General features: G+C 45.8%; 13 protein-coding genes. 4 read left to right on the top strand and 9 right to left on the bottom strand.

What is annotated here, in order from left to right; genetic code table 11:
- Window positions 1-23: 23 nt before the first annotated feature.
- A complete protein-coding gene (locus QSH61_RS00335; protein ID WP_174171004.1) occupies window positions 24-1,094 on the bottom strand; it encodes a GGDEF domain-containing protein in 1,071 nt (356 codons plus the stop codon).
- A 153-nt stretch (window positions 1,095-1,247) separates the two neighbouring features.
- Between QSH61_RS00335 and QSH61_RS00340 the strand changes: the two genes are divergently transcribed.
- Window positions 1,248-2,774, top strand: coding sequence for a carbon-nitrogen hydrolase family protein (locus tag QSH61_RS00340; protein WP_010604215.1), 1,527 nt, complete (start codon window positions 1,248-1,250; stop codon window positions 2,772-2,774).
- A 1-nt stretch (window position 2,775) separates the two neighbouring features.
- A complete protein-coding gene (locus QSH61_RS00345) occupies window positions 2,776-3,090 on the top strand; it encodes a DMT family transporter (RefSeq protein WP_010604216.1) in 315 nt (104 codons plus the stop codon).
- Here the strand turns inward: QSH61_RS00345 and QSH61_RS00350 are convergent.
- Window positions 3,077-3,946, bottom strand: coding sequence for an EamA family transporter (locus tag QSH61_RS00350; RefSeq protein ID WP_206472098.1), 870 nt, complete (start codon window positions 3,944-3,946; stop codon window positions 3,077-3,079). The two genes, QSH61_RS00345 and QSH61_RS00350, sit on opposite strands and share 14 nt — an antisense overlap.
- Before the next feature lie 304 nt (window positions 3,947-4,250).
- Between QSH61_RS00350 and QSH61_RS00355 the strand changes: the two genes are divergently transcribed.
- The gene (locus QSH61_RS00355) at window positions 4,251-4,637 is read left to right on the top strand and encodes an MAPEG family protein (RefSeq protein ID WP_010604218.1); all 387 of its coding nucleotides are present in this window, start codon (window positions 4,251-4,253) and stop codon (window positions 4,635-4,637) included.
- Between the two features lie 23 nt (window positions 4,638-4,660).
- Here the strand turns inward: QSH61_RS00355 and QSH61_RS00360 are convergent, their stop codons facing one another.
- A complete protein-coding gene (locus QSH61_RS00360) occupies window positions 4,661-5,353 on the bottom strand; it encodes a pseudouridine synthase (protein WP_174171021.1) in 693 nt (230 codons plus the stop codon).
- 81 nt (window positions 5,354-5,434) lie between these two features.
- Here QSH61_RS00360 and QSH61_RS00365 point away from each other — a divergent pair, with 81 nt between their 5' ends.
- Entirely contained in the window at window positions 5,435-5,740 is a 306-nt protein-coding gene (locus QSH61_RS00365; protein ID WP_174171001.1) for a DUF6482 family protein, read from the top strand.
- A 3-nt stretch (window positions 5,741-5,743) separates the two neighbouring features.
- Here QSH61_RS00365 and QSH61_RS00370 read toward each other — a convergent pair whose 3' ends face one another.
- The 6 genes from QSH61_RS00370 to dapF all read right to left on the bottom strand — a co-directional run bounded on the left by QSH61_RS00370 (window position 5,744) and on the right by dapF (window position 11,539).
- Complete coding sequence (locus tag QSH61_RS00370) at window positions 5,744-6,613, bottom strand: dTDP-4-dehydrorhamnose reductase family protein (RefSeq protein WP_174171000.1); 870 nt, start codon at window positions 6,611-6,613, stop codon at window positions 5,744-5,746.
- 252 nt (window positions 6,614-6,865) lie between these two features.
- The gene (locus tag QSH61_RS00375) at window positions 6,866-8,377 is read right to left on the bottom strand and encodes a peptide MFS transporter (protein ID WP_206472099.1); all 1,512 of its coding nucleotides are present in this window, start codon (window positions 8,375-8,377) and stop codon (window positions 6,866-6,868) included.
- A gap of 84 nt (window positions 8,378-8,461) precedes the next feature.
- Complete coding sequence (locus QSH61_RS00380; RefSeq protein WP_206472100.1) at window positions 8,462-9,163, bottom strand: HAD-IA family hydrolase; 702 nt, start codon at window positions 9,161-9,163, stop codon at window positions 8,462-8,464.
- Between the two features lie 2 nt (window positions 9,164-9,165).
- Entirely contained in the window at window positions 9,166-10,089 is a 924-nt protein-coding gene (locus QSH61_RS00385; RefSeq protein WP_102055832.1) for a tyrosine recombinase XerC, read from the bottom strand.
- Window positions 10,086-10,712 carry a DUF484 family protein gene (locus QSH61_RS00390; RefSeq protein ID WP_206472101.1) on the bottom strand — a complete coding sequence of 209 codons (627 nt, stop codon included), beginning with the start codon at window positions 10,710-10,712 and terminating at the stop codon, window positions 10,086-10,088. The genes QSH61_RS00385 and QSH61_RS00390 overlap by 4 nt, the downstream gene beginning before the upstream one ends.
- Entirely contained in the window at window positions 10,709-11,539 is an 831-nt protein-coding gene (dapF, locus tag QSH61_RS00395) for a diaminopimelate epimerase (RefSeq protein WP_174170997.1), read from the bottom strand. Before dapF ends, QSH61_RS00390 begins: the two co-directional genes overlap by 4 nt.
- Between the last annotated feature and the right edge of the window lie 85 nt (window positions 11,540-11,624).

Genomic DNA, 11,624 nt, shown 5'->3' on the forward strand with positions numbered 1-11,624 from the left:
TTTGCACTGAACGTATCGGAGGGTTAACTGACGCCCTCCGATACACGCAAAATCGGTGCTGCGGTAACGCGGTTTCGACCTGAATGTTTGCTGTCGTAAAGTGCGGCATCCGCATGTTGAATGACAACCTCAAAAGATTGACTAGGGTCCCAATTTGCAACGCCAAAACTCATGGTGACTTTAAGTATTTCGTTTTCAAAACTGGTGGCTTCGACGGCTCGTCGTAATTTTTCCATGCGCTGCATTGCCTCTCCACTAGAGCAAGGCGCCAGCACAATTAAAAATTCTTCACCACCCCAACGAACGGCAATGTCTGCAGGGTGAATATGTGCTTTGATTGTTTCGGCCACGCTTTTTAAGATTTGATCTCCTTTGTCATGGCCAAAGGTGTCATTGATTTTTTTAAAGTGGTCGATATCCGCCATCACCAAACATAAAGGAGAGTGAGTAGAGATACAGTTTTCTTTAGCATGGGTGATTAATTCGCGCGCATAGCGACGGTTGAACATTTGAGTGAGCGGATCGTGTGCAGCGAGTTCTTCTAATTTGTCTCTTTGTTGCACCGTCATTTTACGTATGTGGCTGATTGTGTAGATCATTGGAATACCACATATGAGCACATTGGCAAAATGGACATAGGGAATTAACTGTTGATAGCGATATTGATAGGCAACATCACCAAACAATAATTCTAAGACTGCGAATAGCGTGATCAACACAACGGAATAAATCACGGCATTGCGTAACCTGAGTTGGTAGTCTAACAACATGAGGCAAGACACTGTCCAGAGATAGTACTGAAACCCGAGTGACATGCCGAGATAGGCACACACCAGCGTCGCATGGACGGCGACTTCAAGGCAGAAAACCCGCAGTGCAATAGAGGGCTTACTCGCATCAATGAGTTTAATGCCAACGTACCACATCAGCACACTACCCACGTTGACCCAAGCAAGTATGTTCACCTCTAAATGCCAAAATACACCAATGAGGCCAGCGTGTAGCCACATGCAATACGCGGCCACACGTCGTAATAATGCAAATTTTAATGCTTCTACTTGGTCTGGTTTGCTATAAGGGTGGTATTTAGTCAAACGTAAGCTCTTGTGGTATTCACAATAAAATAAGTATAGAAGCTCTATTGTGATTTGCCGTCTATTTGACCTAAGCTCTGGTTATTCGCTCAGCATCCAGCAAGGTACGCTGTAGTAGAGTGAGAGGTAGATAATAAAAGCTTTGGAGTTGATATGTCTGTAGAAAAAGCGCGGATCACGCTATGTAACCTAGAAAAGCCTGACTACGATCAGGTTAAGTCATTAATGGATGAAGCCTACCCAGATCTTGGTGGAGCGTGGCCGAGTCATACGATATTTAGGTTGATTGACCAGTTTCCTGAGGGACAGATCGGTGTCAAAGACGGTGAGCGTCTCGTCGGTATCGCGCTGAGTGTTCAAGTTGACTATCAAACCTTTTCTAACCCGCATACCTATGAAGACATTGTTGACGCGCATAGCCGAATTTTTAGTGATAGTAATGCTGATGCGCTGTACGGGCTGGATGTAGTGATAGCCAAAAGCCATCGTGGTCTACGCCTTGGTCGGCGACTGTATGATGCCCGTAAAGAGCTTTGTCGTCAGTACAACTTGCGTGCGATTTTAGCAGGTGGTCGTATTCCGCTTTATAAGCAATTCCGTGGCAGTATGTCGCCAATGGAGTATATAAACAAAGTCGATCATAAAGAATTACACGACCCCATTCTAAGCTTCCAACTTGCCAACGACTTCCAAGTAAAGCGACTGCTTAAACAATATCTACCGGAAGATCAGGACTCCGAAGGCTATGCGACCCTACTTGAGTGGAATAACATTCTCTTCGAGCCCACCGATACCGTGATCGAAAGTAAGAAAACCATCGTCAGAGTGGGGGCTGTACAGTGGCAAATGCGCCGGGTGGAATCGGTAGAGGAGCTAATGAAACAAGTTGAGTATTTTGTGGACACGGTTTCGGATTACCAAAGTGACTTTATCCTGTTCCCTGAATTCTTTAACGCGCCACTAATGGGTCTCGGAAGCTATAGAAATCAGACCGAAGCTATTCGTGCGTTGGCGACGTATACCGAGCAGTTTAGAGCCGCTATGTCGCAAATGGCGATTGAGTACAATGCCAATATTATCACCGGCTCTATGCCGCTACTTGAGGGCGACAAACTCTATAACGTCAGTTACTTGTGTCACCGCTCTGGCAAAGTGGATGAACAACGTAAAATTCATATCACCCCTCACGAAGACTACGATTGGGTTATCAAAGGCGGTGATAAAATTGAAGTGTTCGATACGGATGCGGGCCGAGTAGGGATCCAAGTATGCTACGACGTGGAGTTTCCAGAGTTATCACGGATCATGGCTGAAAAAGGGCTGGATATTTTGTTTGTACCATTTTGGACTGACACGAAAAACAGTTATTTAAGGGTGAGGCACTGTGCGCAAGCTCGTGCGGTTGAAAACGAATGCTACGTTGTTATCGCAGGAAGCGTTGGCAACTTGCCACAGGTAGAAAGCCTAGATGTGCAGTACGCGCAGTCAGCGGTGTTGACGCCATCGGACTTTGCTTTTCCTCATGATGCTGCACTCAACGAAGCAACACCAAATACGGAAATGCTGTTATTTAGTGACTTAGACTTAGATAAACTCAAAATATTGCATAGTGAAGGAACGGTGCGTAATTTACGAGACCGAAGAAAAGACCTGTATTCTGTGGAGTTGAAACAAAAATAGTATGGCGTGGGTTTATTTAATTATGGCTGGCTTGTTTGAAATAGGTTGGCCCGTTGGTCTGAAAATGGCTCAACAAGCCGATACTCGTTGGTTAGGCATAGTGATAGCCGTTGGTTTTATGGCCTTGAGCGGCTGGATGTTATGGCTGGCGCAAAAGCAAATTCCACTGGGTACCTCGTATGCGGTGTGGACGGGTATTGGCGCGGCAGGCACATTCTTAGTGGGTATCTTTTTCTACGGTGACCCAAGTAGTTTTATGCGCTACTTGGGCGTGTTACTTATCATCAGTGGGGTTGTGGTACTTAAGTTAGCATAACCAAAATAGCCGCAATGGCGATGAGTAAGAGTCCCATTGAGTCGCGCTTCTTTACCGGCGCTTTGAGCCATAAAAATGAGATAAGCAAAGTGAAAAACACTTCGATTTGGCCAAGGGTTTTCACGTAGGCTACATGCTCAAGGCTCATTGCGCTAAACCAACCTATAGAACCGATGCAACTGCTAACACTAATTGCCAGCGTCAGTTTACGACGTTGCCACAGCACGCGCCAAGAGTGTGGTTCGCGTATCGTCAAATACATACTCAACATCACAGTTTGGCAAACCAGCACTAACAGCAACACCCAGGCTGCACTGTGGGGGAAAGGTAGGCCCGATGCGATACTGGCTTCACGCACCCAAAGAGAAGTAAGCGCGAAGCTTGTTCCACAGGCAAGTCCTACTAGAGCAGTTTTACCATTGAAAGCACGCAGGCTAAACCCACTCAATAACAACACCGCGATGGCGCCGATAAAGACACCAAACCAACCGAGTAAAGTTAAGCTCGAGCCAAAAAAGAGTACGCCCAAAATCGCCGCCACGAGTGCCTCACTCTTCGCAAGTCCAGCACCTATGGCGTAATTATTTTGCTTAAACAGCACCACCATTAACCCCGTCGCGATGATCTGCATGACACTGGCCCCCAGCACAAAGGCTAAAAAGTCATCGCTAATGACGAGCGATTCTGCAGGAGCAATCTGGTAAAGGCTCCAAAGATATAACCCCGCAAGTGGGCTGGCTAAAATAAATCTTGCTAGAGTGACGCTGGCTGTGGAGGCGCTTTCACTCAATTTGCTTTGAAAAGCATTTCGCCAAGCCTGAGAAAAAGCCGCTAGCAAGGTGAACAAAATCCACATGAGAGGTGACTCTACAATGCTCGAATGTGTATCAGCATACCGGATAGGAGCGAGTCTGAATAAATGCATTTTCGTGATAGTGAAAATAATTCAATGTGTATCAAGGTGCTAGGGAAGCAACTCTTGTGGTTGGCGTACTGCGACAATTTGCCACATGTTCAATTTTCAGTATCACGATATGATTAAGATCGATGCTACAAGATTGGGCCATAGGTTAGGGTATTACGTATTCACTTATGGCTTTTCTTTTTAACGCTATTCTGCTCTACTGAGTTGAATAATCAAAAGGTTGAAGGAGTATCTTGTGGGTATACTAATCATCTGTGCAATTCTTGCTATCTTACTACCTTATTTTGCCAAAATTCCTGTGGCAGTGGCGATGAACAAAGAAGGGGGCTATGACAACAAGCTCCCGCGTGAACAGCAAAAGAAGCTGACAGGGCTGGGGGCAAGAGCATTAGCCGCACATCAAAACTGTTTTGAGTCATTAGCTGTTTTTGCTGTCGCCTTAGCCGTTGCGTTTGGCACCCAAACCTACACTTCTCTAGTCGAATGGCTAGCCATAGGCCATATTGTCGCTCGAGCATTATATTGTGTGCTGTATTGGGCGAATATTGACGTGCTGCGCTCCATCGTATGGGCGCTAGGACTCGGCTGTGCTATCGCCATTATTGTGGTGTGTGGTTTATAGTTGTCCTTTGCATGACTCTACACTTAGGCTAATTTAATTAACTCTGCTGAAATCTCTTTCACTTCAGCGGAGTTAACCTCTAGTTGTGTCAATGCTAAGTTTGCGATACGCACTCGGTATAAGTCGATAACCCGATAACCACAGTGATGTGCCATTCTTCTGATCTGGCGATTGAGTCCTTGGCGCAACACTATTCTGAAGCGGTCATGTGCGATTTGTTCAACGGTACAGGGTAGGGTTATTTGGCCCTTCACTGGCACGCCGGCTGCCATTTTAAGGCAAAAACCTGGATCTAGAGGCTTGTCGACTTGCACCTCATATTCTTTCTCTTGATGATGGTCTGGGTGGATTAACTGCTGACACAGTGCCCCATCGTTGGTGAGTAGTAGTAACCCCCGGCTGTCTTTGTCTAACCGACCTATTGGATAAACACGACACGATTTAGGTAGTACATGATAGATACTAGCCGGGTCATCTGGATTCACTTTGCAGTCTATACCAACAGGTTTATGGTAAACAAAGAGCCTTCTCGCTTGCGGGGGCGCGACCAGTTCACCATCGACCATAATGGAATCGGTCAAATTGATGTGATCTATGTGATTGGCCAAGCGACCATTTACGGTCACTCTTGCGCTGTCAATTAAGCGAGACGCTTGTCGCCTAGAGCAAACACCGCAGTGGCTGAGATATTTAGCCAAACGCATCGGATAGGACATAGACATTCACATGATCAAAATGAGATAACAGCGCGTATTGTAGGGCAACAGACTGTTTGGATCCATGTATGGGGAATATCAATGGCCATTGCGTTTTCAAAGTTAAAACAACATCAGCCGCTGCAAAAGGTAATAGTGCATTCCATTGATTTAGCGCTTTATCAAGTCAGTGTGCTTATTAATAACGTGGAATATTATGTCACGGAAGAAAATGGTGAGTTTTTAAAAGCACATAACCCGCTGCAAATTCAAAAACGCCTGCTTGATATTAGCTACATGGAAATGGTGATTAGACATCAAAGTGCTTATGACGAAATGGTAGGGCACTCAGTATCAGGCAATGACAATACATTAGAAGTGCCCTTTGGTCGTAATAACCTCTTCTAAGCGTTATCTGTGGTTCGTGAGCACTTCACTCACCGCGGTTGCAAAATCGCGTTGGTGAGCGATCCCTATGTTAATCAATCTTGTGTCTTTTAGTGCACAATTTTTTGGTCTTGTTGCGTCGTCACTCGGTTGGCTCAGCGGCATGAGATCTTGCGTCGGTAGCTGCAAAGCCTTCGCCATGACCTGCGCCATTTCATATTTAGTGAATGCTTGATTGCCACTGATATGAATAATCCCACTAAGGTTAGGCTGTGCGATAACATCCTTGAGAGTTAGCGCAATATCATTGACATGGGTGGGGTAGCGAATGGCCCAATGATCGTGACTTGAAGCGGGGTTGGCTAACAGCTGTTTTGCAATAACGGTTACCGCAGATTCTTCCAGCGTTTTTACCTCGCCGTATAAAACTGGCACTCGCACTATGGTGTGTAGTGCGCTGTCTGCCAGTATTGCACGCTCCGCAGCTTGCTTAGTTTGACCGTAGAAGTTCACAGGATTAGTGATATCTGTTTCAACATAAGGTGCTGAGGTACCGTCAAACACATAGTCGGTACTAATAAAGAAAAATCGAATATCTCTTTCGCGGCAGGCTTGGGCTAAGAACTCGGTTGCCGCAACATTGAGCGCAAGCGTCGCCGCTTGGTCTCGCTCACATTGTTCTGGCCTGCGCTCTGCTGCTGCGTGAATAAGTACCTCTGGGCTGTGATTATCTAAGAAATCTAAAACCGAACTGTGGTCAGCCAAGTCAAGTTTGTGAAGTGGCGCGGCTGCTCGGCTAAAGCCACATCCTAAAATTTCGTGGGTACTACTTAGCTCTTGGCAAAGTGCGCGGCCAAGTAAGCCCGTTGCACCAGTGATCATAACTTTAGACATAGAAAACAGCATCCTTTTTTGAAAGAGCCAGTACAGTAGCAAAGTCGGAAGAAAAACGACATATTTGTGTTGTGTGACTCTATTTTGGACAAGGAATCGAGTTACAGAAATGAATAATAAAAGTTTATTGAACCGTATGTGTTTTTGTTGATATAGACATCAAGCAGCAATGGGCGTGCCGAATTGTAGTTATCTGATTTTAGCTTAGTTTGAGAAGATGTAGAAGTCATCACTCCTACATCTCCAATTCGTTTAAGCCGTTTGTTCTGTCAGTGGCTTTTCAGATTGTTTTTCCCAATGCTTGGTTTTAAGACCAAGCACACCGACAAATACACCAATACCGATCGTAAATAATGCAATTTGCAGATAAAGGTTGGGCAAGTCTTCGATATTATTAGGATCAAAGCTACCAGCGAGCAGACCCGAGAAGATATTACCAATGGAGTAAGTGAGTACGAAAACCCCCATCATTTGCCCAGCAAAACGTTTGGGAGATAACTTACTTACTGCGCTCAACGCCACTGGGCTTAAGCAAAGTTCACCCACGGTGTGCAGAAAGTAAGTGGTTATCAACCACATTGGCGCTACTTGTAGGCCTTGGGCTGCATATTGGGAAGCGAAAAACATCACAATAAATCCGCTCGCCATGATGATAAGGCCAATCGCACATTTTACGCTATAGGTTGGCGTGATCATACGCTTGGCTAAGTTAATCCAAAGCGCTGCAAAGAAAGGTGATAAGATAATAATGAAAAAGGCATTGGCAGATTGAAACCAAGCTGTGGGAATACTAAAGCTGCCTATTAAGCGGTCCGTATAATCACGAGCAAAGAGGTTAAGCGAAGAGCCTGCTTGCTCAAAGCCAGACCAAAAGCAGGTAGAGGCAACGCAAACCAAAAAGAGAGCCCACATTCGGCGCTTTTCATTTTCATCTAGGTTTCCAGCAAAGTAGATATAACCATAGTACAAGAAAAACGTAATGGTGAAAGCGAAGGCTACATACTTTGCCAGTACCACAGGGTTTATCACTAATACGCCAGTAAATGCAGCAATGGTAACTGCTGCGACAGCCGCAATTGCAAGGCCTATAGCACTCCATGCTTTTACGCTCTCTTTTCCTTTCATGGGGTTAGTTGGCTCGTTACCGACAGTGGCAATATATTTGCCTGTTAAACGATACGTGATAAGGCCGACTGCCATACCGACAGCCGCTGCGCCAAAGGCCCAGTGCCAGCCGACATTTTCCATAAAGTAGCCGCACACCATATAACCAATCACAGAGCCTAAATTGATCCCCATATAATAAATGGCGTAACCACTGTCACGACGATTATCCTCATCATTATAGAGCTGCCCAACCATGGCACTGATGTTTGGCTTTAATAAGCCCGTACCACTGGCAACAAAGATAAGGCCCACAAAAAAAGAAAACTCGCTAGGAATGGCGAGAATAATGTGGCCACACATGATGATGATCCCGCCGTACCAAACCGCGCGTTGACCACCAAGGAGGCGGTCGGCTATCCATCCGCCAGGTAACCCTAAGAAATAAACCGAACCAGTGTAGAGGCCATATATTGCGGCTGCAGATGCGACAGTAAAACCAAGGCCTTCTTGTTGTAAGGTTGCCGTCATGAAAAGCACTAACATGGCACGCATGCCATAATAACTCATTCGCTCCCACATCTCGGTGAGAAACAGTGTAAACAGACCTTTTGGATGACCAAAAAAGCCTGTGTCACTTGTTGTGTCCTGTGATGACATATTTCACTTCCATTATTATCGTTTTTTGGAAGTCAATATTAGTACGTTATTCAAGCACCGAATGCAACCGCATGAAAGGAAACATTACATCATCTTTTTTAACATTTGTATGTCATCGATTTCCACATTGGCTAATCCTTTGTACTGGTATGGTGCAAAGTGATTGCGAAGCCAAACACTAGGGCAGCCAGCACGGTGTGCTCCTTGTACATCGGTATCTAAGCTATCGCCAACATGCAGAAGTTGATGTGGTGCAAGGTTAAAATGCTGGCAGGCAAGCTGGTAAAGCTCAGGGTGAGGTTTAGCGCGGCCATCAATTCCAGCGCGAAGCACTAAGTCAAAACTATCGCGAAGATTAAATTTATCTATCTCGACATTACCATTAGTGATAGCAATAATGTGATATTGACTGCGTAACTGAGCAAGCAGGCTGATGACGGCGTCGCTGACCGTGATATTACTGCGGGCATCGGCAAAGGCTTGGTAGGCACGTAGTGCGTGCTGTCTACTTGTTGCGGTATCAAAGCCCAGTGCCGTGAAGCCCCATTCAAGTGCCACTTGACGCCACTTTGTCACATCTTCTGCAAGCGCACTGTTTTGTTTGAGCGTTTCGTTTCGACATTGAGACCAGAATGATCGCCCCCTCGCTTGCCACTCGGGAATAGTATTCAGGTGCGCTGTCATGGCGTTAACGGCCGCAATGATAATAGGCCTGTTGTCGTATAGTGTATCGTCTAAATCAAAACTGATGGCGGCAATGTCTGAAATGGGCTTATTGAATCTCATTGTTACTCGTCTTTTTGCTTTTTCGCTCTTGGGTGAGCGCTATCATACACTTTTGCTAAATGTTGAAAATCTAAATGGGTGTAGACCTGAGTGGCTGATAAGCTGGCATGTCCAAGCATCTCTTGTACCGCGCGCAAGTCACCGCTGGATTCTAGCATGTGGCTGGCGAACGAGTGCCTCAGTTTATGGGGGTGAATAGGTGTACTAACCCCTTGTTTCAGACCCCATTCTTTCATTCTTGCGCGGACATGGCGAGGACTGATCCGGCGCTTTAATTTGCTCACAAAAAGCGCGGGTTCTTCCAATGTTGCAAATTGCGGCCTTATTTTGAGCCAATCAGCTAGTGCGTTTAGCGCTTTACCACCGACAGGCACAACACGCTCCTTGCCGCCTTTACCAAGCACGCGTATTTCACCGTCTTTGACATCCAATAGGTTTGCGCCAATCAACTCGCTTAATCGCAAACCACTAGAGTACATTAATTCCATCATGGCCTTATCACGAATGGCAAGCGCATCATCTGCCTGAATTTCCAGAAGTTGTCCCATTTGGTCAACATCAAGGTTCTTTGGGAGTGGCTTTTGAAACTTAGGCCCTCGGATCCCTTGCGCGGGATTGACGACTGCCTGTTGCGATTGTGACTTGAGCTTGAGAAATTTATATAAGCTCCGAATACAACTGAGCTTAAGGTTGATGGTTCTTGGGCTGTAATTTTGACCGCGAAGCTTCATGCTGTAGCGGCGAATTTGCTCGCCACTGACTTCTAGCCAAGAAGAGGCGTGGTCACAAAAATACTGCGCTGCTTGAATAAGCTGAGTGTTGTATTGGGTTAGTGTATGTTCTGAGTAGTGCTTTTCGTGGCGCAAGTGTGCCATAAAGGCGGTTACTGGTTGCGTCCAATCTTCCGATAGTGGTGTTAGGCTCATGCCAGTGCTTCGAGCTTAAGCGATAATGTTTGAATAAAAGCCGTGATCAACATATTGTCGTGTTGTGGCGAAAAGTGTTCTGGTGAGCGGCTGGCAAAAGCCAGAATAAAGCGACCTTTGTCTGACGCATCAACGCGGTAAAGTGCTACCGATCCTACTTCAATATCGGCAAACAAGAGTTCAGCTTGTGACTGACTGAGTCGTCCTAAGTAGCAGTTGTTACTGCTCAGTTTAGCTGACACGAGTTCCAAAAGCGTATCATCGATGTTGATGAGTTTACATGTTTGGATGTCCGGGTGGTCCTCAAAGCGCTGTGCTAACGTATGATTGATTGCACTCAACTCAGTACAACGCATGATAGCCAATTGGCATTCACTCAATTGCTTGAAAACCAGCTCGTTGGCTTTTGCATAATGGACCATGTCTTTGATCTGCTGCTGTAGTGAGTTGACTTCATCGCGGAGCATCCGCTGTTGGTGCAAAGCAAGGTTTGGAAGCCCTTGCTGCTGGTGGTGTAGCTGCAAATCCAATAGCACATAAGGGTGCCTGAGCAAAAAATCAGGATGCTTGCGCAGGTACTCAATGACTAATTGTTCAGTCGAATTTGCTTCTTTTATGGTCATATTGCGATTTGCCCATCAAAAACATGCTCCGCCGGTCCGGTCATTTTCACTACTTGACCTTGACCGCCCCAACGCACTTGAAGACTGCCACCTGGTAGGTCGACCCTAACGGTTTCTTCTAACTTGCCTTGCATTATGCCTGCAACTACGGCAGCACATGCTCCTGTGCCACAGGCAAGCGTTTCGCCAGCGCCGCGCTCCCAAACACGTAGCTTAACGTATTCACGAGAAATCACTTCCATAAAGCCAATATTGGCCTTTTGTGGGAAACGTTCATGGTGTTCAAGGAGTGGTCCAAGTGTAGCTACCTCTGCGGTTTCTACACTATCGACAATAATCACGCCATGAGGATTGCCCATAGAAACCGCGCTACAAAACACCGTATGTTCGTCGGCTCTTAAAATATAGGTGTTTTCTTGTTTGTTTGCACGAAACGGAATGGCTTGTGGGTTAAAGTTTGGTTTGCCCATATTCACGGTAACTTGGCCGTCTTTTTCGGTATAAAGGGTGATATTGCCGCCCTTTGTAGAGACACAAACCTTGTGTTTGTTCGTTAAGCCCTTCATGCGGACAAAACGAGCAAAACAGCGAGCACCGTTACCACACTGCTCAACTTCGTTACCATCGGCATTGAAAATACGATAATGAAAATCTAAGTCCGGGGAATAAGGCGCTTCAACCATCAACAGCTGATCAAAGCCAATTCCAAAGTGGCGATCTGCTAACTTCTTAATTTGGTCTCGAGACAAAAACACATTTTGGGTGACATTATCTATCACCACAAAGTCGTTGCCTAAACCATGCATTTTTGAAAAGTTTATAAACATAGAGTGGTTATCTTTTGGTATAAAACCATGGCCTCACTTTACTAATACTTTGCCATGGATACCTCGACTAGGGAAGCTGCTTGGC

Source organism: Pseudoalteromonas sp. JC3 (assembly GCF_030291895.1).
In the GTDB taxonomy this organism is placed as follows: Bacteria; Pseudomonadota; Gammaproteobacteria; order Enterobacterales; family Alteromonadaceae; genus Pseudoalteromonas.